Genomic DNA, 20,530 nt, shown 5'->3' on the forward strand with positions numbered 1-20,530 from the left:
CCTGACGTGTCTAACAAGCTGGAATCAAAAAGACTTTTTGTGGGAACGCGTCCATTTTTGCAATCACTGGGAGCATGTAAAAGGCCTGCGGAGGTCCGCCAATCCAAGGGATCAACGCGTCCATTTTTGCAATCCGCTTTCCTGGCGATCTACGGCTGTTGCGGCAGCGCTGCAGCAGGCGGTTACGCTGAGCTTTGCCGGGATGGCGTTCACGGTAGGCTTTGTAGTATCCCGGGTGGCGGTCGTGCCACGCCTTCTGGCAGTCGCGCTGGTTGGCTTTGTAATCCGGGTCGGAGAGGAGTTTTTCACGCTGCCACTGGCGCTTCCGGGCACGCTGGCATTCCTTCCGGGCGCAATAGCGTTGCGTCTTGATGCGCGGATTGCGCTCGAAAACAGATCCGCAATGGAGGCATCGAATAGTCTCGTTCATGGTCGTCCTCCCCGTGGATGACAACCATAACACTTGTGAGCCTAATCTTTCGAGATTACACAAAAAGGCGAAATAAAGAAGAGAAAGAAGCAGATCCAGGAAGAAAAGACAGGTTTTACATACAGGAAAGAAGGAAGAACCTGCAATGCCGGTTTTTCAGCCGCTCATTTTGGCCAGTTTTCTACCGGCTATATCTGTCCATTTTTTGACCGGCGTTAATACAAACCAGGAAGTTTCATCAACCAAGATAGGTTATCTCAGGGTGAATCATGCCTAAAAAAAGCCATAAAACATAACTATTTAGCAAAGAGCATCAAAGAACGACTCAAATAGTGAGTGTAGAAGCGTCAGAACACTCACATCTACCGGTGGACAGGCCGATATTACGCTTCTGAGCCTGAAACCGGGCGACTGGTTACTGGAGTCTCACGGATTCAGGAATCCTTTAGACCAAGTCATGTCCATTCGGACTTGCGGGGAGGTGCTAGTATGGACCTAAATAAAATCGTTTCAATCCTTTAGACCAAGTCATGTCCATTCGGACTGATGGCAATAATCACGAAGTCCAGAAGTCGCCTGGTTTCAATCCTTTAGACCAAGTCATGTCCATTCGGACTGGAACTTTGCCTATGTTCTAGACGGCAAAGGGTGGTTTCAATCCTTTAGACCAAGTCATGTCCATTCGGACAACTTAATAACCTTAAAGATGTCCAATCCCAGAAAGAGTTTCAATCCTTTAGACCAAGTCATGTCCATTCGGACATGGGAGAAATATTCGAGAGTAGCTGGGAGGAAGTGTTTCAATCCTTTAGACCAAGTCATGTCCATTCGGACCCTTTATCGCTACTTCGCCTTCGCAGGTTATGGGTTTCAATCCTTTAGACCAAGTCATGTCCATTCGGACACAGAAGGAAGTTTTAGACACGGCGATGGAAGCGGGGTTTCAATCCTTTAGACCAAGTCATGTCCATTCGGACATGGGAGAAATATTCGAGAGTAGCTGGGAGGAAGTGTTTCAATCCTTTAGACCAAGTCATGTCCATTCGGACCCTTTATCGCTACTTCGCCTTCGCAGGTTATGGGTTTCAATCCTTTAGACCAAGTCATGTCCATTCGGACAACTTAATAACCTTAAAGATGTCCAATCCCAGAAAGAGTTTCAATCCTTTAGACCAAGTCATGTCCATTCGGACAGGAAAAAATGATCATTGAAGAAAGTAACATACCCTGTTTCAATCCTTTAGACCAAGTCATGTCCATTCGGACATGGGAGAAATATTCGAGAGTAGCTGGGAGGAAGTGTTTCAATCCTTTAGACCAAGTCATGTCCATTCGGACCCTTTATCGCTACTTCGCCTTCGCAGGTTATGGGTTTCAATCCTTTAGACCAAGTCATGTCCATTCGGACACAGAAGGAAGTTTTAGACACGGCGATGGAAGCGGGGTTTCAATCCTTTAGACCAAGTCATGTCCATTCGGACCGCTCAGGCAAAAGGGCAGAAAGCGCAGGTAAAAGTTTCAATCCTTTAGACCAAGTCATGTCCATTCGGACTATGCGGTTCAACTGGAGGAGTCGAACAAGGCGATGTTTCAATCCTTTAGACCAAGTCATGTCCATTCGGACTTTATCTTTTGCTTTTTTCATATTCCTCAGCCACCAAGTTTCAATCCTTTAGACCAAGTCATGTCCATTCGGACCCTGGGGGAGAACGATGCGCCGTTCTCCAACGCTGTGTTTCAATCCTTTAGACCAAGTCATGTCCATTCGGACGGGGACGAGTTGGAATTCGTCAAGGCTAGCGGTACGTTTCAATCCTTTAGACCAAGTCATGTCCATTCGGACATAATAAGAGGTTTGAACATCTCTATATTGTAGGGTTTCAATCCTTTAGACCAAGTCATGTCCATTCGGACTTCATGGGGATACGCTTACGGCGGCTGCTGTAATTGGTTTCAATCCTTTAGACCAAGTCATGTCCATTCGGACTTTTTAGCTAGAAAGGATTAAAACCCATCCGGATTTTAAGTTTCAATCCTTTAGACCAAGTCATGTCCATTCGGACGTTGTTGCCAGCATATCCTTGGTGGCAGTATCCAGTTTCAATCCTTTAGACCAAGTCATGTCCATTCGGACCGCTCAGGCAAAAGGGCAGAAAGCGCAGGTAAAAGTTTCAATCCTTTAGACCAAGTCATGTCCATTCGGACTATGCGGTTCAACTGGAGGAGTCGAACAAGGCGATGTTTCAATCCTTTAGACCAAGTCATGTCCATTCGGACTTTATCTTTTGCTTTTTTCATATTCCTCAGCCACCAAGTTTCAATCCTTTAGACCAAGTCATGTCCATTCGGACCCTGGGGGAGAACGATGCGCCGTTCTCCAACGCTGTGTTTCAATCCTTTAGACCAAGTCATGTCCATTCGGACGGGGACGAGTTGGAATTCGTCAAGGCTAGCGGTACGTTTCAATCCTTTAGATCAAGTCATGTCCATTCGGACACATGGGAGGAAGTTCTCGGGAAATAAGGGTTCTGTTTCAATCCTTTAGACCAAGTCATGTCCATTCGGACATAATAAGAGGTTTGAACATCTCTATATTGTAGGGTTTCAATCCTTTAGACCAAGTCATGTCCATTCGGACTTCATGGGGATACGCTTACGGCGGCTGCTGTAATTGGTTTCAATCCTTTAGACCAAGTCATGTCCATTCGGACTTTTTAGCTAGAAAGGATTAAAACCCATCCGGATTTTAAGTTTCAATCCTTTAGACCAAGTCATGTCCATTCGGACGTTGTTGCCAGCATATCCTTGGTGGCAGTATCCAGTTTCAATCCTTTAGACCAAGTCATGTCCATTCGGACCTCAACCAAATCATTTCAAGCGAAAAAGGAGAAAGGTTTCAATCCTTTAGACCAAGTCATGTCCATTCGGACCAAAAGGAGGTGATTTAGATGAACTTCGCGCGGGATGTTTCAATCCTTTAGACCAAGTCATGTCCATTCGGACACTTCTCGTGTATGACCCTGAAGTTATGGGGGAATAGTTTCAATCCTTTAGACCAAGTCATGTCCATTCGGACCGCCCTGACGGTAATCATCGTATTCGCCGCCCGAGGTTTCAATCCTTTAGACCAAGTCATGTCCATTCGGACCAAATAAAGATAAGTATTGGGAACATTGCGGTATAAGTTTCAATCCTTTAGACCAAGTCATGTCCATTCGGACGGCGCAGAAAATCGCCCTCGACAACACCCGCATTGTTTCAATCCTTTAGACCAAGTCATGTCCATTCGGACCAGTTATGCAATCGTTTGGTTGGCTGCTTTTCCGAGTTTCAATCCTTTAGACCAAGTCATGTCCATTCGGACTTTTCGAGAATCTGCTTCGAGCGATCGTCAATACACTGGTTTCAATCCTTTAGACCAAGTCATGTCCATTCGGACTTTATCGAGTCTCTTCAGAGTAAGAATGGAAGTTGTTTCAATCCTTTAGACCAAGTCATGTCCATTCGGACTAACTTCAGGAACGCCAATGGCCTGTGGCTTAATAGTTTCAATCCTTTAGACCAAGTCATGTCCATTCGGACATGGCATCAGCCGAGCTTTCAACGATCAACTGATATGCGGTTTCAATCCTTTAGACCAAGTCATGTCCATTCGGACTTTTATTTTGTCTTTTTTCAGGGTTTTATGTCCACAGTCAGTTTCAATCCTTTAGACCAAGTCATGTCCATTCGGACTGACTACTGGCGCCGATTGGATATCTATAATGCAAAGTTTCAATCCTTTAGACCAAGTCATGTCCATTCGGACCGATGTGTGCCATCATGGCACGTCAAATGAGAAAAGTTTCAATCCTTTAGACCAAGTCATGTCCATTCGGACTTTTTTTGATGGTTGTAGGGTTGGTAACTTATGTTTAGTTTCAATCCTTTAGACCAAGTCATGTCCATTCGGACGATTCCTAGATACTTTGTCAGACTTTTCCGACAATCTGTTTCAATCCTTTAGACCAAGTCATGTCCATTCGGACCGACGGTTGAGTACACCATTGAAGCCTCGATTATAAAGTTTCAATCCTTTAGACCAAGTCATGTCCATTCGGACCCCCTAGAGCAAGCAGTGTCTCTCCTTAAGCTGCTCTGTTTCAATCCTTTAGACCAAGTCATGTCCATTCGGACGCGGTTGAAGCTGGCGCGAGCGTAGGTGATGTTTTGTTTCAATCCTTTAGACCAAGTCATGTCCATTCGGACGCATTCCTATGGCTAGTTGCTGGCTTTCTTGGTTTGTTTCAATCCTTTAGACCAAGTCATGTCCATTCGGACTTTATGGCAAGAGGGACATACTGTTCATGCGACCTCATCAGTTTCAATCCTTTAGACCAAGTCATGTCCATTCGGACGCATAGGCCGGTATCCATCATGGGTGCATGTGGATGGTTTCAATCCTTTAGACCAAGTCATGTCCATTCGGACTGAGAGAAGCACCGTCCCGCAAGAGATGCTCGGCGAAGTTTCAATCCTTTAGACCAAGTCATGTCCATTCGGACTTTATGGCAAGAGGGACATACTGTTCATGCGACCTCATCAGTTTCAATCCTTTAGACCAAGTCATGTCCATTCGGACAAAGGAGGTTTAAGTTTTACTATGGAACCTTTTTGTTTCAATCCTTTAGACCAAGTCATGTCCATTCGGACAGGAGGGAAGGCTTATGTGCGAAGCGGAAGGAATTGATGTTTCAATCCTTTAGACCAAGTCATGTCCATTCGGACGTTGCGGAAAGGGTCACAGACGTTCCCGATGAAAAGTTTCAATCCTTTAGACCAAGTCATGTCCATTCGGACTTTATGAAGGGATATACAGTGCTTCCGATTTGACCAGTTTCAATCCTTTAGACCAAGTCATGTCCATTCGGACAAAAAGAAAACGGTCCGATAGGGATAAAGAAAAGGTTTCAATCCTTTAGACCAAGTCATGTCCATTCGGACCGGATACAATGGCCCGAGCACACTTCCGACTTTACAAGTTTCAATCCTTTAGACCAAGTCATGTCCATTCGGACAAAGCGGTGATCGAGGGTGAAGCAGAGTTGTATAGTTTCAATCCTTTAGACCAAGTCATGTCCATTCGGACGTGTTGTCGATTGCGGGTTTGGCGAAGGCTCTCGGTTTCAATCCTTTAGACCAAGTCATGTCCATTCGGACTGCGGCGCGAAAAACCCCGCAGAAAACGGGTAGTTCTATGGGGAAAATCCGAACCCCTGGTCCGTGCCCTCAAGAGCATGGGGAATAATCATCACCTCCTCTGAAAAACCACTAAAAAGATTGCCAAAAACACAATTCCGAACCTACAGAAAGGAGAATATCATTCATCTATTCGAAATGCAATGGGATTTCCGCGATTTTGCTGCTGCCATTCGTCTTGGCGTCGAGTTTCGGATGAATCGGCTTCGCAGTCAAGGGGAAAGAGCATCCCTTTTGACACAGAAAGCGTAGAGGCGGTGCGGCAGTCAAACGAACAAGGTGTCCTGATTCTGCTGAAGTTGCCCCTCTCCGAAAACAACGGTCTTCACCCTGCATGCCCCGCAGAGTTCATACACCCGCACGCGATCTTCCTCCTTCTTGATGTTGCTCTGAATAATTTTGAGCATGGAAGCGCGCTGCTTGGGCGTCAGGTCGAATTCGAAAACACTATACTGGACAGGTTCGCCAAAGTTTTTCAGTTGTTTATGAAGGCGAGTACGACGGCTGTCTGACGGAACGTCATAAGCCACAATCAGGAAGGCCATGCCCTAATTTCCTCCCCATAGGAAAGGCCTGAACGTTGGCTCCTTCCTTATGAGCACCCGTGCAAACTGACGGCATTGCCATTCGATAATCTGGTCAAAATCGAGACGCCTGCCTGACGGCGCAAATTCCCTGGTGCTCTTTATCTTGCGGTCGTATTCTTCCAAATATCGCTTGAGTCCAGGCTTTTCAAAGGCGAGTTTTCCGTCTCTGCGGCTGAAATTTTTTTCGTGAACAATACCCAGGTTGACAACCCGCAATACCAGGGAATCCACAATCGGCGCTCTGAACGGCTCCATGAGGTCAGAGGCCAGTGTCGCATGGCCGTGTGTGTGCTCATGCATGAAGCCCTGGTAGGGGTCCATCCCAACGCAGTTGATCATGGAGAGGACCCGGCTGAAAAGAAGGGTGTAGCCGAGACTCAGAAGGATATTTATAGGGTCCGTAGGAGGATGTTTGATGCGCGTACGGAATCCCATGTCGTCCTTAAAAAAGGACCGGAATGCCTCAAAGTAGGCGACCGATGCCGATCCTTCCAATCCTCTGAGCCGGTCGAGACTGTTGGCCTGGGCTACCTGCTTCAGGAGATGACGCAGTCGATCCGTCTGTCTGCACGTCTTGGCCTTCTGTCCCTTTTTGACCAACAGATGGACGCAGTTTCGGATTTTTGCATCCACAGTGGAAATGGCCAGTTGCAGGCATTGGGAATCGCTTCCCCCCGTCTCATACTGCGCCCTTCTGAGGGGTAGATTCTGACTGCACGGTGGCTGGAGTCGCCCGCGATATCGACCCGAAGCAGACATGTAAGACACATCGATGTTGTTCTTGAGGAGATAATCCATCGCCTGAGGGGTAATCAAGCCGTTCCCCAGGATAACCACCTGATCCACCTTTATCGCGGGTGTTTCCATCAGGGTCTTCTTGCCCAGGGTGACCGCAAACCTGTTTCCGCTGATCCTCAACAGTGCACCGTGCTGGCTAATGTATAGCACCGCCATAACGCTTTTCTCCTTTTGAAGGGATTGGTTTCAACGGTTGTATGCTGAGCCGGTCGCCATCCGGGGTTTTCTGTGTCTTCAGGAGATGCCCCAAAAAGCGAACCCCCTTGGCAAAATGGGTAACGAGCGTCTTTCTTGGATTTAGATTCAGTTTCAGTTTTGCCAAGGCCTTGCGAATGTATTTCAAAGCTGTTTCGGCGTGGTGCTTGCTGTCACAGAGAACGATGAGATCATCGCCGTATCGTATCAGATTGAATCCCTTACCGGAGACAGCCCTGTCGAAAGGAGCCAGATAGATGTTGGCCAAAAGGGGAGAAAGCGGAGACCCCTGGAGAATGCCGACCCTGGCAGCCTCCTTTCTGACGAGAGGCGGTTGGCCAACGCCATCGTGACCGAGACTGAGCCAGGCTTCCAGTAGGTGGCGGATATACCTGTCCGGAACGACCTTCGCGAATTCCCTTTTCAGGATCCTCTGATCAATATTCTGGAAAAAATCTTCAATGTCGGCATCCAGAACCCAATCGAACCCCCGGTTGAAATGGCGGCCCACCTGTTCAAGGGCATGTTGAACAGAAATCCCTTTGCGGTACCCGAAATTACAGGCGCTGAACTCCTTATCAAAAAGAGGTTCGATCACCTGGAGCACTGCCCTCTGCACGATGCGGTCTTCCACGGTCAGGACGCCTATGGGGCGTTTTCCGCCGTCAGGCTTTTGAACGTTAAAGCGCCTGACCGGCTTCGGACGGTAAGTCCCCTTGCAAAGGCGTTCTTTCAGATCCATCAGGTTGTTGAACATCATTTTATTGAAGCGGATCACGTCCATTTCGTCCACGCCCGAGACTCCCTTATTGCTCCGCACCTTATTCCATGCGGCATTCAGATTTTCGGACTCGTAAACCGATTTGTGCAGCTTACTGTGAAAGAGCATTTTTCCCTCCCTCAAAAAAGAAAAAACCCCGTCCCCCAAGAAGGGGGGCGAGGTTTTGGAATTCGGATTCTCCTCTATTAAATCTTGCCGCGATACACCTGAACCCTTGGATGGGCTGAATTCAGATAGTAGCTCATGGTATGGCCTAGTTCCCCTCCACTGAACTCGCTCAGGGTCTTTTTTATTCACAAGACCCGGGAACGGATAGCAGCATCCACCAAATCCCTCTCGCGCTTCTTTGGAGTGGACGCATTCTCACCCGTCATGAGTTCCAGCAAGTCGCTCAGTGCATAATCGAAGTTGATCCTCACCGCTGTAAAGATTCAGAAGGACGCTTTTATTCGGCGAGGCCTTGTTTAGACCGAAAATATGCCCTTGCCTTTTCGACAGCTTCTTCATCCAGCATGGTCATGTAGTTTTTGACATTAATGCCATTCTCAATCAGCCTGGCAACAAGGATTCTGGAGTCCATGTCGATCTCCTTTGCAAGTTCGTAAACGCGCATCCTGCTCATAAGTGCTCCTTCCTGGCATCAAAAGGGGTTGTGGTCAAAAATAACGACGTCGCCGGTGACCGGCGAGTTGTAGACAAGCTTCCTCGCTTTGCCGTGAAGGGCATGCGCCACCATGAGGTAAAGCCAGACCGGGCCGCGACCGGTCAGGGTCACATCGTTCCCGTTGCCTGCGGCCTGGACGGCCTCTTTCAGATAGCCGTCCACAGCCTCCAGTTTCGCCGTTCCCCCTCGGTAAAGCCTTTCCACGTCTATAACGATCACCAATTCCGAAACCTCCTGTCAAAGCAGGTTTATTCGAACAACTCCGTTACCGAATGTGGCCTGCTTCCCCACGTGCAGATATTCAGCCATCAGAAGATAGGGAAGGAAGGGTTTCAGGTTCCCCTTGTAGACCACTTGTCCGACGATTCCGCCGAGCTTCATTCGGGCTTTTTGTCGCGCTGAATACCTCTCCCAGTCCTGCCATTCGGTCCGATCTTCGGCAAGCGTAACTTCCCTTTCAGCCAGATTGATCAACAAATCAACCGGAATATCCAGGCACCCTCCGCAATATTCCCGATCAAGCTCCACAATTCTTTTTAGCAACCTGGATACCAGAACTCCAAAGGGAACCCTGTCAACGAGTTTTCCCTTGTGCCGGATGCGGGTTGGGGTACAGAACTCAACCGATATGCAGTTGACTGAGCCATCCACTTCCCGAAAGAAATCGGCCCATATTCGAGGGACAGAGATCGGTGGCCACGGCCGGCCGTTTGTCGGCGGATATATGGGGATAGCGGGTTCATGATCCAGGCTGAGAATTGTCTCAAGAGCACAACGGCCCCACCCGTTTCGGCGACCTCTCCCCAAGCCCCTCTTTCCCATTCCTTCGAAAACCGCAAAAAAACGCAGCAGGTACTCGAGGCTCTCTCCGATAAAGGTGAAAACGACGGAAATCCTTTGGCCTGGTTGAAAACCGTTGATATCACCCGCTGGAGACTCGATTACGTAGGGTCTCACCGGCTGCCGGGTTCCATTGCTGGTCCTGAGGAAGTAGCGATAATACAGGCAGTCTTTTCGGAGGTAGCATTCCCGGCAATCATTTTCAGGCCGTTTGCATTCTGTCCGGTAAAGGGCCTGACCGAAAGCCCCGTGAAAGGTGGAACCGCTGTGCAAAGGGAGAAACACCGGGGTAATGGGCCTGAATTGAACCAAAAAACTGGAAAAGCAAAATTCCTGAACGCTTAAAGCATCTGTGATCATCGCAATCCCCAACCGACGTTCGAGTGAAACGATTTAGAAAAAACGAAAGCCTCTGGCCTTTTTCAGGAGGGGCATTTTACAAGCGATGGAACCTACTCACCAAAAGAGGCTATGGGGTTTCGCTCACATAGTCATGTGCTCCAAAATGACGCAGTATTAAGAGTTCTCCGGCAGCAATACAACTTACCCGATTCCCTCGATTGATTCGAAAATGGCCGATTGGTCTGGCATCTGTCGCACGTTTGCCCACATAGTTGTCGTATTGAAATCCCCCATGCGTCTTAAGGGCGGTACTGTCACCGCCGTTGTCCTTCAGGAAAACGCTTGCATCGGGGAGGGTTTCCTGCAAAACGATACGCTCCGGCGGCGACGCGTTTTTAAAATCCTTCTGAAAAGAAGGCGCATAAGAAAGACCGGGGAAAGAAATGAGTTCATTCCCAAGTATGGCGTTCTTGATGCGATTCCAAATAAGGAGCCCCCAATCCGAAATGACGGCACTTCCCCCATCGTCCATGTCCAGAAGGGCCTCGGGCCTACCTGCGTATTCTTTGCCCCCCAATACCGCACCGGCACCCAATAACGCGAGCCTGGATGCATGGCGTTTGAGGTCATCTGCATTGATGTGAATGGGGAGCTGCGGAATACTCAGCCGTCTGCTGCTCCCCTCGAAGATGTATACCATTCGATCCGCATAAAACATGCCCACAATGTTGAGATACCCTTGCAGGCTCTTAAAGGCGGCCGTGAGATTAAAGACCACCTCGTATCCCGCATCCCGGTACCCGGGAATGGTTTGCTCGCACCATATCAGCAGTTCCTTCATGCCCCGGCTGAACCCTTCAAGGGATGCCGTGTTCAGACCGCCAGGCGCAAAAACGATGACATTGAGTCCCTGGTCTTGGAGGAATCGCTCAATGAGCGCCGCTGACCGCTTTCCCAGGGCCGTGTCGGTGGCAATCAGGCAGTGAACGTCCTGGTCCCCGGTCAAATGATCGTCGTAAAGGCCATAGATCCCGTTCAGTTCGGCACTGATCCGCCGCCTGGTTTTCACATCCCCGGCCTCCAGCAGATTCAGCCCCCGTGATTCCAGTTCCTCGATTTTTTCCGCCGCCTCTGAATCCCCGGACAGATCGGATGCATTGCTCAACCGATTGAGCCGCCCGCGCCACTGGTTTTCATCACGGGTAAGGGCATTGAAAAACAGACTCATACCCACGGTGGATAAAACGAATCGTCGTCTCATGAGGGATCTCCCGGCATCTTCCATTGTTGCCTCCGATACGGATCAAATAAGCAGGGACTTATGGATCGCCAAAAAAAGGCTTTCCGGGGTTACTTATTCCTTGCCGCTTGGCCCACGCGTCTTCCCACCAGTAAGCCAGTTCGAGGTTATAATTCATCGCTTGCTCCTGTACGGCATCGAATTCGCTGGAGACCTCTTTTTCGATTTCTTTTTTCAAGGTAAGGCTCGAACCTGGACTCACTATCTTATTCAACCAATCTCTGAGATTCATGGACGCTTGACCATTCTGTGGATCCCGATACCTGTCTTCCGAATTCTCCGGGACCAGAATCACATGAAATTTGAACCTATTCTTAGAAAAGCCGTCATCGGGAACAATGCGCATTTCCGCTACGGCCTGGTGCTTCAGAAAATGGGACCACTGTCCAAAACGCAATTGGGCCCTGTTCGCGGACTCGGCCGCCATCAGCCAAAGCCTGGCGCTTTGTTTTAGGTTGGAGGAAATATGCCCGCATGAGATCATTTCCAGGCATTGCTTTCTGATTTTCCGTTCTCCGTCTTCTATCGAGAACGGTTCTGTAACATATCCCCGGCCGCCGGTCTTTTCTTCCAGCAGAGCAAGGCCCCAACAACGTTTTTTTGGATGATCCGGACCTTCCTTGAAGGCATCATACGCCGACCGACAGCGGATGGCTGCCGTTTGGTAGTCCCGCTGCAAGATGGACAGAAAAAGATGAACCCTGCGGGGCGGACCTGCCCTGCGGGCCTGGCTGTCACAACCATCTATGATGCGCAGGAAAGCCACGACTTTCAAGAGATCAATTTCGCAACCACCTTCTCCACCGGCAAGCCCCTGATCCTTCAAAGGAATAGGTCTCTGCCCCGTTAGGTGCAATATCCCTTTTGTATCACTAAGGACTGCATCGTAATCCATGCGCCGGCGATGATACAGGCACGTTATGATCACAGCTTCGTGCAAACATCCGGGCAGGCCTTCTTTGGTGAAGCCGTCTGTGCCCGGCCAGCCCAGTTCCTTGGCCATATCGCTGTTGTTGAGCCGGATGCCCGACAGATACTGGTGATAATCACGCACATCACAGGGGAGAAGGGGAATTTCATCGGGCATTTTCAGCTCGTTTATCGTTCCGAATATTCCTTTAAGATCCTGGCAGTCCTTTTTAGAAAGCATATCCAGAGCATGTCCGCTGTCATGGAGCAATACGCCCGACAGCAGCACAAAACGTTCGTAAACGTTCATAAAGCCGAGGTCGTGGAAAAAGATAGGACTGAGAAAAAGTTCCGTGAATTCAAGCAGGTCGTGATGATGTCGCTGCGCATGATCGACCATCTCCGGAATCTTGTCCCCAAGCCAGATGATATCGCCCGAACGATCGATCAAGTTATTCAAAATCGACCGCAGTTTTCCGGCCGCATCCCTGTCCCAGATCAAGCCATTGTCAGGTTCGGCGCCTTCGGGTTTGCTGCCGCCCACATAGGGACCGTCGCTGGAGAGCAACCGCGAGACAATGTCCTTGGAATAGACCTTGATAGGATCGTCGGACAACTGCGCTTGATACTGTTCCCGCAAGGCCTCCCCGAAGTCGGAAAGGCCGGTTGGCATCAGCAGGTTCCTGAGGGGTAAATCTGGGACAAAATATTTCCTCGATGTCTCAATTTCCATCATTCGAAGGCGAAGCGCATTTTCATGCCACTGACGAAAATCCAGACCCACGGGGTAAGTGGGTATAGTGATAATTTCTTTCGAATCTTCAAAGAGGTAGGTAATGCAAACATTTTTCGGATACAGCATCCCTGCCAGGGTGGAATAGGGTACCGTCCCTTTGTAGCCGCCGGTGATATTGAGGTAGATTTTCTTGAAGCCCTGGGTTTCCAGACGCCTCACGATTTCCCGGATTTTGTTCATCCAATTGTTGATTCCGGACTGCTTGAACTCATAGCCTTTTTCCGCATCGACATTTTCCGCTACTTCATAAGGCGTTCCGGAATTCTGCTCAAACCATTGACTCCAGGGATTCTCAGCAATAACCCGATAGATAATTCCAGCGCTCTCTTTCGATGCAATAGTGTCGGAGCAAAGCATCACCACGGTATCCTTATCCCCGTTTTCCACAGCTTCGTCGAGATGGAACTTCCAGAGATAGCTCAGTTCCTGAGGCATGCGGTCTTTGATCAGATTGTTCCCTCGACCGCGGTAACCAAATTCTTCCTCACAATTCAAGGCAAGGACGGCCTTGGTTGCTCCATTTCTTTGGGTTTCATCGATCAAATCGGAATATTGCATCACTTGATCTCGAAATTGTTCGAGAATGGTCACTGCGGTTCCGCGGCCATTTGGCCAAGTTACTTTTTTATCTCCCCCGGTATTCGTAAGCAAAGAGGTGCCGACGGTCAGCAAATGGGCGTATCGCCTACTCATGATTACGGTTCCTCCCAGAACTGTCTTCGGCCATTTCGAACCGCGATGGGGGTTTTCAACGTCTGCTCCCTCTCATTCATTCTTTCTTTCCGCTGAGCAGCGAAATATTTGAGATTGGTTCCCGGATGATACTGAATGGTCGTTTCCCCTGCCAGATTCAGAGAAACCAACTCACACAGCTCTCGATAATACACCTGCTGATCAAACTCCCTCGCGCTTTGTGGGTTGTCCATCTCCCGACCGGTCATCATCCAGGTCTTGAAGACTCTGACAAGTCGTTCTGCTTCCGCAGCATCCATCTCGGTGGTTCCCTGATTGTCTCCTGCACGCCATCCGTCCACAGGGTTTTCAGCGAAAACATGGTTAATGGAAAGGCGAACTGTACCCATGCCGATAGGTCGTCCCATCCCCAGTTTGTGTGCGCGGCCCGGATCGCTCTGTAGAGGAGAGTCGGAAAGAGAAACAGCCCATAGCAGCAAGCCCAGTTCGTAGTCGGCAAGGGAGTCGAATTCCAGATATCCGGTAAAAGTCCCGCCCGGGGGCAGTACACAAGCGGTCATGTTCTGGTGGGACTGAAGTCCGTCACCCTCGTTGAGCATTTCAGGGGTCATTTTTACATGTTCACAAGCCTCATCGGGGGTCATCTGTTGATTGGGAGCCTGCCTGGCGTTGTTGGGGTCGGAAACAGCACCCGGATGGTGCAGATAGAACTTTCGGCCGCGAAGCGCCCCCTTTTGAGGCCACCAGTCACCTGGAATGCTGATGGTGGAATAATACCCCACCCCGCTGTATTCGTCCTGGTCTTGGTCAGCAGGCCTGAGATAAAAGGGGTAATACTTGGGTTTGGGACTTCCCAGGATCTTGAGGATTGTCGGGCGGGTATCCGCCGTGGTTTTATCTGACCAGGCAACGCCCATGCGAATACGGCCTGCCACCGGCATTTCCTCTTCCTTTCGAAACGTTTCTTTATCAGGAGTCCAACCAAAGAGCCTCGATGCAGGGCATAGGGCCGTATTCTTTTTGCGCGGCAGGATGTGCGGCGTCGTGGCGGCCAGTTCTTTGACCGTATTGTTTTCCGGTGTCTTGTACATGCCCACCGGCCCAAATTCCGCCACCCCACCTCCATCTTCAAAATAGCGCACAATTTCGTCAAGTATGGGCTTTCTTACGTATGCCCTCTCAAAGGATTCAATCGCATCATCGGAAACAGTTAAACCAAGGGTCGCAGTTGGAGGAACAATCAGCGCCGTCACGTAGTGTGAATTATCTCTTACAGCAGGCTCCATATCAGCCCAGCCTGCCCGAGGCCATGGGACAATGGTTGCTGTGGTGGGATTCACGGTCCACCTATTTCCGCCAAGTTGCACAACGCTGACCCTGTCTTCAAAGGTCGTTGCGGGAGGGGCTCCATTCCCAATGTTTGCCACAGTCTGATATTGCACAGCCCAGGATGCGCCTGGCGGCAGAGTTAGGGCTCTCCTCAGAACCTGCATCGCGGGCCCTTTGAAGACCGTGCCGCTCACACTGTCCACAATTTCGCTTTTGAAACCATTGGCTCGCGGTCTCAGGGTGCCATTTCCAAGTGGAGACATGGCTGGTGAAAAAATGGGCCGGGTGAACATTACGCCATTGTAACTGCCGGATATATGTTGAACATGTCGCGGACCGGTATGCAGTTGCCAGAGGGTTGCTGAAATGGTGATCGGGTTTTTTCGAAGATCCGTGTAGATGGCATCGCGTTGCGCATCGCCCGCAGCCGCAGGGGGTATGCCGAGCGCATTGTCAAATTCTTCCCGCCAGATTTTCGCGCTTTCCATCGGTATAATCGTGTTGTTTGCTGCCCATTTTCCCCATTTCCGACCAATAAGGTCTCGGCGGTTGTTGAGGTTAGGGATCTTCCTAAAGGTTAACTGTTTTTGATCAGGCGTAAAAACCCCGAAGCTGCTGTTGGAAATGGCCTCGGCAACGGACCTGATCATCCCCTTGATAGAAGTCCCCGGAATCGCGAGGACGTCGTTCACATTAAAAAAATCCGCCACTTTATGATATTTGGGCTCATTGGTCTCATTTGGAGCATTTTCCTGCTCGGGTTTCAGGTGGTAGGTGGTTCCTTCCGGGTCCGCGATAAACAGGGGGCTCAGATTTTGAAGGGTGAATTCGATTCTTCCCGAACGGCCTTCATAGTGGTCAAGTCGAGCATATTCCCTGTAGTGTTCTTCACGGGGATTCGGTCCCTGCCGAACGAAATTATATGGATTGATAAAAGGGGGCATTTTTATTTTAGCTCCTTTTCGTTGCTGATGGCGGGATGCATAAACCGCCATAGGATGGTTCGATGGTAGCGATCCTTGTAAACACAAACGGCCATTGTCGGAAAGAGCGTTCCCGTTTTGGTCAAAACGTCTTTTTTGAAAGCCTCCGGGTAGAGAATATCCTGGGAGCCCGCCACACGTCGCTCCTTGAAAGGCCCTCGGTCTCGGGACTCGCCCCAAAGGATCAGCTTCTGTACTTCTCGTATCACATCGAGCGATTCGGACGGGATCTCACCGATACCTTCCACGGTCTGGATGCTTTCCGGATTTTCGGTGATGCCTACAACGCGGAAAACACCATCATCCAGCCGCCGCCATTGAATCTGCCCCGATTCCCAGAAAAGTCTGCCCCTCAAACCATATTCCGCAATCGCCTCTCTGGTCAGCATGCCCGAAACCGTTGCCTTTTCAGGACCCTGGAAATCGAACCGATGCATTTGTTCCAGCAGAACCCATAGCGCTTGCGGGAAATGATCCGTAAGCGAAACCAGCCAGGCGGCGACTTTTTCTCCAGGCATATCCATGGACAACACCTGAATGCTTGTGGTTGAATACGTTTCAGTCATGGTTCTGTCCTCCGGAACCCGCTTCGTCTTTAGGTTTCCACTGCTCTATTTTTTCGCGAAAGGCTGTTTCCGCCCGTAGAAAAGCCTTTGACAAAGCGACATTGGTCTGGGTTCGCAAATAGTTCATTTCATCGAAAGACATGGGCGAGGCAAAGGTTTTCAATTCTCCGGTCATGGTCCCGTCCACGTCCTCATCAGGCACAGCCGCAAGATTTCCTCCAGCCCCGGTCAGGCCCTCCACTGTTGCGGATTCGAGCCTCACCTTGCCGTATCCCTTGTTTCGCCCATGCCCGACGGCAATCCGGCCGATCCGCAAATCTCTGAGAAGAAGGAGCAGCATGCCAAGGTGCCAGTATTGAAAATCCCACAGTTCAATCTGACAGCATAAATTCCCTTGTGAGTCCTCAAGGCGTGGCGGAAAATAGGGACGTGCATTGAACTTGTGTTTGTCCGCCGCCCCGCCCGTAAATCGGTCAAGGGCCACATGGTCGAGTAGTTTTCTTCGCGATTCAAATGTGTCCGGATGGATTGGAACCCCATCGGATATGATAATCCGCCCGCCAAGGCCGGAGAACCCGAATACCCGGCTTACGAGACACGCCACGTCTTCTTCATCAAAATCCGCAAGTTCGCTGAACCGCTTTCCCATTTCTTCTGCCTGGGCCGGGTCCCATGCTTCCCCTGGACCCACAAGGGTGCGAATGACGCGCTCGGCACGGGAACGGAGGGCGCCCCGCAGGGAGGAGCCCGGAAGATAGGGTTTATTCGTCGCATCCAAACAAAAGGCCCCATCCACCGCAAATTCCATAGGCGTTGTTCCCCAGTCAAGGGGGAACTCCTGTGTGTTCCGGACACCGGGATGCCGGCAGCCCGGTATGTGGCATACCTCAGCGCTGTAGCCTGTCTGGACCAGAAGGGGCTCAACGGGTCTGAGTATGCACGTAAAGCGAATCCGTTCCCGTGCGGCCGCCGATTGCCCCGGAGGTAACGGGTCTGTTTCCGAGAGATAGTCCGCAATCGGCTTTCGGGCGAAGTTGACCCAGCGGTTCAATGCGTAGTCGCAAACATGGTCCGGATCGCAGCGATCGTATTGGGCAATTTCACAGTCCTCCAGCACTACATGGCCATATCCGATTCCGGTTTTCCCTCCGATACGACCCCACCCCAGGGAGAGAAGATGGAGGGTGTCCAGAAGAAGCCGAAATGCGGCTATGTCCACGATCGTGCCGTCCTTTTCGAGCGCCGCTTCTTCCGAAGACTTGGGACCGGAAGCCGTGAATTCCAGCGTGACGGGGAATCGCCAATCGCCCTGGATTACTTCTTCATGGAAAAGTTTGTGCATGTCAGCGCTTCCCCGAGCGCGGTTGATGGCGTTTCGATCCCTTACCGACGTATCTGCGTTTTCCATAAAGGCGTCCCAGACCATCAAACGGCTTTCCTGCCCGGAGGCGCTTTCCGCTCCTCTTGCTGTTCCGAAAAGCGCTGCAAAGGCGGGATGGGTCTCGGGAGAATGCCCCAGACCGGCCAGCATATCGCCGGCAATCCCGGCCAGGACACCGCAAAGGGAGGTTCCCGGAAGCAAGGGAATGCCTCGGGTGTCTCTGTGGACCAGGCTATCCACATAGTCTGAGACTCCCTCCGATGCGCCCAGATGGAATGGTCCCCCGGTTTGGTCGCCTAAGCCTTTAACCCGAAGGCGGCCCTCGATTCGATATGTGTTCATCTCTTTCCTCCTATCGCCACAACCGCCGCAACATAAAGCGAAATGCCCGAAGCCCCGTCTGGATACGCTCTTCCACACTCAGAATCGCAAGATTGTTTCCCTTGAGCGCATCGTTTACCCGGGTCACCACCATATCCCTGTCCCCAGCCGCGGAATCCGCTTCGAGGGCTTTTCGCCAGATAGCCAGATGGGCGGGAAGGTCTCTGAGGTCTTTCCATTTCGAATCGTTCTTTTTTTGCTCGTGACTGATGAAATCAGCCCACCGGTGTACGTTGTCTTCCCTGTTGACCATATCTTCAAAACGTCTTTCCGGCTTTCCCCCGGCTACCTGGAATAACGCCTTTGCTGTTTCTTGGTTGTTGTTACAGACAATCCGTATATATTGCAGCGGATCGAGGGCTTCCAGTTGCTTCCGAATATGCATCTCTCTATAACGAATTCGAAAAAAGGCATTTAACGTCATGCCCGCCTCCCTTTCAATCCCATTTCCAGTGAAATGGATCGTTGATGCGGATTTCCCCGTAACCTTCCGACCGGCGGAGTCCGATGCCCCGCGATTGAAAGGCCGCCAATATCTCTTTTCGTGCATCGGGCTCTACCTTCGAATCCCATTTTATCTCGTACACGAATGCACTGCCGGCAGCGATGGCCCACTCCGTTTCTCTGGGCCTGCAATAGGCGCCGTTCCATCCCAGAATTTCACGAAGCGATGAAAAATGAGACGCTGGACCGGTAACGCTTAGCGCCTTTCCACAGGCCCTTTTAATCTCGCTTCCGGGAACATGCCGAAGCGGCCTCAACCATTTGTCCGGCACAATAGCATCGGAAAGGAGCGTAAGGCTGATAAAATCATCTTCAAGTGGGAAAGCAGGATCGGGAATCTGCCAAGGCAGAAAATCATCCAGGTTTTCCGTAAGTTCGATTTTCAAGCGGCCTGGTTGTCTGCCCACAGAAAGTTCAAGGGACAAAGCCTGAATATACTTGTCAACAATCCATTTCAGGGAATTTTCGCCCCTTTTCGTGGTCGCGCGAAGAGCGCCTTTGAATTTTGCTCCCCGGGAAATATTCTGCCTCGAAAAGAGATTTCCTTCCCTGGAGGCGCCTGTCCGGGGGGATCGTTCATGATGCCCTCTCAACGTCATGGGTGTATGAATGGCCTTACAACTGGGCGCCTTTCCCACATACCACCCGGAGATGCCTTCAATCTCCGCATCAAAACTGGACGGAATGCCGTCTATCAGCCAGTCTTTAACCCCCTCGGAAGGCGGAGACTCTGGTCTTCCGTCAACCTCATCCAGAAACAATGGCCCACCGTCGTCTTTGAATCCGGGTGCGGATTTGCGCGTTCTGGCCGAGAGCGGGATAGGATGGGATCGAATGCCGTAAACTGTGGGATAAAGGTTGGTGAAAACCACATCCCCTGAATAAAAGACCGTGCGAAAATCCTCTGACGGGGGATCGCCGGGTCTTATGCCGGTCAATGCCGCCATGCCGCCCCACCAGGCCGTACCGGGGATGTAGTCCAGACCAATGTATTCGTTGCCGGCGCTGTGTCTCTCTGCGATACACACTTCATCCAGAACTGTTGCGTCCACGATATAGCTTTTCATGGGGCAATCTCCTTGTTTTTCCATTGATCGCAGAATGTTCTGATTTCCGACTCCCAATGGGAATTGTTGGAGAAGCGAAAGGAACAGCGCCCGAATCCGCGGTTTCGGGAAGACCCTAGCTCGGTTGCCAGACGGACACCGAGAAGGAGCAGGCGATAATCCCAATTTCGAATGGAATCATCAAAACGCAGATGAGCCTGGGTTTCAACCACTCTCCCTTCCAGATCCGCGTAGAACTGTGCCGGACCATAAAAGAATAGGGCGTCTTTCTTTGCCCTGCGAAGCTTTACATCCCGCCTGTTTCGGGTCCTTTTGATCAGGGAAAACCCTTCCAGTTCCTCCTCAAACGTTTCTTTCAGGGCGATTTCGTCGTTTGTGCTGTAATAGGCTCCACTGAATTCAAAACCCCGCGTGTTCCGCCCGCCCGGAGAACCGAAAATTCTGCAAATGGCGCAGGGTCTTGGTGTGTTTGGGTCGAGTCCCATATCGGTGCAATATTCACCTTTTTCTCCCTCGGGCGAACCGGCCTGTCCCGTGCAGACCTGGAATTCTTCCCATGAATCGCCGTTGTCCATCAAAAAGCGCCTCACCGCGCCTTTGACGCGCCCCCGTATGGAGCTCGCGGGTACAAAGGGAAGTTCATCCATATCGAGCATCGCCACCCGGTCAAACCCGGGCAGAGCCGCATGGCTTCCGATGAGCAGGGGTGCGTCGATCCGCAGCATATAATCGATCTGTTTCAACAT

Annotated in this window: 16 protein-coding genes and 1 CRISPR repeat array; of the genes, 1 reads left to right on the plus strand and 15 read right to left on the minus strand. The window is 50.7% G+C overall.

Annotated features, from left to right (window positions below):
- Window positions 1–10 precede the first annotated feature (10 nt).
- From ACZ500_RS11560 to cas6, 7 genes are all read right to left on the minus strand, one after another.
- A complete protein-coding gene (locus tag ACZ500_RS11560; protein ID WP_464232628.1) occupies window positions 11–430 on the minus strand; it encodes a hypothetical protein in 420 nt (139 codons plus the stop codon).
- Window positions 431–864: 434 nt separating this feature from the next.
- Window positions 865–5,629: direct repeats of the CRISPR family, unit length 37 nt; unit sequence GTTTCAATCCTTTAGACCAAGTCATGTCCATTCGGAC.
- A 305-nt stretch (window positions 5,630–5,934) separates the two neighbouring features.
- Complete coding sequence (gene cas2 / locus ACZ500_RS11565; RefSeq protein ID WP_464232629.1) at window positions 5,935–6,213, minus strand: CRISPR-associated endonuclease Cas2; 279 nt, start codon at window positions 6,211–6,213, stop codon at window positions 5,935–5,937.
- Window positions 6,214–6,216: 3 nt separating this feature from the next.
- Window positions 6,217–7,209 carry a CRISPR-associated endonuclease Cas1 gene (cas1, locus tag ACZ500_RS11570; protein WP_464232630.1) on the minus strand — a complete coding sequence of 331 codons (993 nt, stop codon included), beginning with the start codon at window positions 7,207–7,209 and terminating at the stop codon, window positions 6,217–6,219.
- On the minus strand, window positions 7,190–8,137 hold the full coding sequence (locus ACZ500_RS11575; protein ID WP_464232631.1) for a reverse transcriptase domain-containing protein: 948 nt from the start codon (window positions 8,135–8,137) through the stop codon (window positions 7,190–7,192). Before ACZ500_RS11575 ends, cas1 begins: the two co-directional genes overlap by 20 nt.
- 337 nt (window positions 8,138–8,474) lie before the next feature.
- On the minus strand, window positions 8,475–8,651 hold the full coding sequence (locus ACZ500_RS11580) for a translation initiation factor IF-2 N-terminal domain-containing protein (RefSeq protein WP_464232632.1): 177 nt from the start codon (window positions 8,649–8,651) through the stop codon (window positions 8,475–8,477).
- An 18-nt stretch (window positions 8,652–8,669) separates the two neighbouring features.
- Window positions 8,670–8,912: a CRISPR-associated protein Csx3 gene (locus tag ACZ500_RS11585; RefSeq protein WP_464233038.1), complete on the minus strand. Its 243-nt coding sequence runs from the start codon at window positions 8,910–8,912 to the stop codon at window positions 8,670–8,672.
- Between the two features lie 18 nt (window positions 8,913–8,930).
- Complete coding sequence (gene cas6, locus ACZ500_RS11590) at window positions 8,931–9,344, minus strand: CRISPR system precrRNA processing endoribonuclease RAMP protein Cas6 (RefSeq protein ID WP_464232633.1); 414 nt, start codon at window positions 9,342–9,344, stop codon at window positions 8,931–8,933.
- Window positions 9,345–9,599: 255 nt separating this feature from the next.
- Here cas6 and ACZ500_RS11595 point away from each other — a divergent pair, with 255 nt between their 5' ends.
- Window positions 9,600–9,878: a hypothetical protein gene (locus ACZ500_RS11595; RefSeq protein WP_464232634.1), complete on the plus strand. Its 279-nt coding sequence runs from the start codon at window positions 9,600–9,602 to the stop codon at window positions 9,876–9,878.
- A 124-nt stretch (window positions 9,879–10,002) separates the two neighbouring features.
- Here ACZ500_RS11595 and ACZ500_RS11600 read toward each other — a convergent pair whose 3' ends face one another.
- Genes ACZ500_RS11600 through ACZ500_RS11635 form a run of 8 tightly spaced genes read right to left on the minus strand, consistent with a single transcriptional unit; the run spans window position 10,003 to window position 20,530 of the window.
- The gene (locus ACZ500_RS11600) at window positions 10,003–11,136 is read right to left on the minus strand and encodes a putative CRISPR-associated protein (RefSeq protein ID WP_464232635.1); all 1,134 of its coding nucleotides are present in this window, start codon (window positions 11,134–11,136) and stop codon (window positions 10,003–10,005) included.
- A 58-nt stretch (window positions 11,137–11,194) separates the two neighbouring features.
- Window positions 11,195–13,573 (minus strand): HD domain-containing protein, encoded by a 2,379-nt coding sequence (locus tag ACZ500_RS11605; RefSeq protein ID WP_464232636.1) that lies wholly within the window; start codon window positions 13,571–13,573, stop codon window positions 11,195–11,197.
- 2 nt (window positions 13,574–13,575) lie between these two features.
- A complete protein-coding gene (locus ACZ500_RS11610) occupies window positions 13,576–15,846 on the minus strand; it encodes an RAMP superfamily CRISPR-associated protein (protein ID WP_464232637.1) in 2,271 nt (756 codons plus the stop codon).
- 2 nt (window positions 15,847–15,848) lie between these two features.
- Complete coding sequence (locus tag ACZ500_RS11615) at window positions 15,849–16,451, minus strand: hypothetical protein (RefSeq protein ID WP_464232638.1); 603 nt, start codon at window positions 16,449–16,451, stop codon at window positions 15,849–15,851.
- Window positions 16,444–18,174, minus strand: a complete 1,731-nt coding sequence (locus ACZ500_RS11620; RefSeq protein WP_464232639.1) for an RAMP superfamily CRISPR-associated protein — start codon at window positions 18,172–18,174, stop codon at window positions 16,444–16,446. The genes ACZ500_RS11615 and ACZ500_RS11620 overlap by 8 nt, the downstream gene beginning before the upstream one ends.
- A gap of 10 nt (window positions 18,175–18,184) precedes the next feature.
- On the minus strand, window positions 18,185–18,637 hold the full coding sequence (locus tag ACZ500_RS11625) for a hypothetical protein (RefSeq protein WP_464232640.1): 453 nt from the start codon (window positions 18,635–18,637) through the stop codon (window positions 18,185–18,187).
- A gap of 13 nt (window positions 18,638–18,650) precedes the next feature.
- Window positions 18,651–19,784 carry a hypothetical protein gene (locus tag ACZ500_RS11630; RefSeq protein WP_464232641.1) on the minus strand — a complete coding sequence of 378 codons (1,134 nt, stop codon included), beginning with the start codon at window positions 19,782–19,784 and terminating at the stop codon, window positions 18,651–18,653.
- Window positions 19,781–20,530, minus strand: coding sequence for an RAMP superfamily CRISPR-associated protein (locus ACZ500_RS11635; protein ID WP_464232642.1), 750 nt, complete (start codon window positions 20,528–20,530; stop codon window positions 19,781–19,783). Before ACZ500_RS11635 ends, ACZ500_RS11630 begins: the two co-directional genes overlap by 4 nt.

Source organism: Desulfatiglans parachlorophenolica (assembly GCF_055394735.1).

Excerpts from the sequence above, each read along its gene's own strand:
- ACZ500_RS11615 (WP_464232638.1), bottom strand. The coding sequence starts at position 16,451 with ATGACTGAAACGTATTCAACCACAAGCATTCAGGTGTTGTCCATGGAT.
- ACZ500_RS11630 (WP_464232641.1), bottom strand. The coding sequence starts at position 19,784 with ATGAAAAGCTATATCGTGGACGCAACAGTTCTGGATGAAGTGTGTATC.
- ACZ500_RS11635 (WP_464232642.1), bottom strand. The coding sequence starts at position 20,530 with ATGTTGAAACAGATCGATTATATGCTGCGGATCGACGCACCCCTGCTC.
- ACZ500_RS11610 (WP_464232637.1), bottom strand. The coding sequence starts at position 15,846 with ATGCCCCCTTTTATCAATCCATATAATTTCGTTCGGCAGGGACCGAAT.
- ACZ500_RS11605 (WP_464232636.1), bottom strand. The coding sequence starts at position 13,573 with ATGAGTAGGCGATACGCCCATTTGCTGACCGTCGGCACCTCTTTGCTT.
- ACZ500_RS11625 (WP_464232640.1), bottom strand. The coding sequence starts at position 18,637 with ATGACGTTAAATGCCTTTTTTCGAATTCGTTATAGAGAGATGCATATT.
- ACZ500_RS11560 (WP_464232628.1), bottom strand. The coding sequence starts at position 430 with ATGAACGAGACTATTCGATGCCTCCATTGCGGATCTGTTTTCGAGCGC.
- cas1 (WP_464232630.1), bottom strand. The coding sequence starts at position 7,209 with ATGGCGGTGCTATACATTAGCCAGCACGGTGCACTGTTGAGGATCAGC.
- ACZ500_RS11575 (WP_464232631.1), bottom strand. The coding sequence starts at position 8,137 with ATGCTCTTTCACAGTAAGCTGCACAAATCGGTTTACGAGTCCGAAAAT.
- ACZ500_RS11620 (WP_464232639.1), bottom strand. The coding sequence starts at position 18,174 with ATGAACACATATCGAATCGAGGGCCGCCTTCGGGTTAAAGGCTTAGGC.
- cas2 (WP_464232629.1), bottom strand. The coding sequence starts at position 6,213 with ATGGCCTTCCTGATTGTGGCTTATGACGTTCCGTCAGACAGCCGTCGT.
- ACZ500_RS11600 (WP_464232635.1), bottom strand. The coding sequence starts at position 11,136 with ATGAGACGACGATTCGTTTTATCCACCGTGGGTATGAGTCTGTTTTTC.
- ACZ500_RS11580 (WP_464232632.1), bottom strand. The coding sequence starts at position 8,651 with ATGAGCAGGATGCGCGTTTACGAACTTGCAAAGGAGATCGACATGGAC.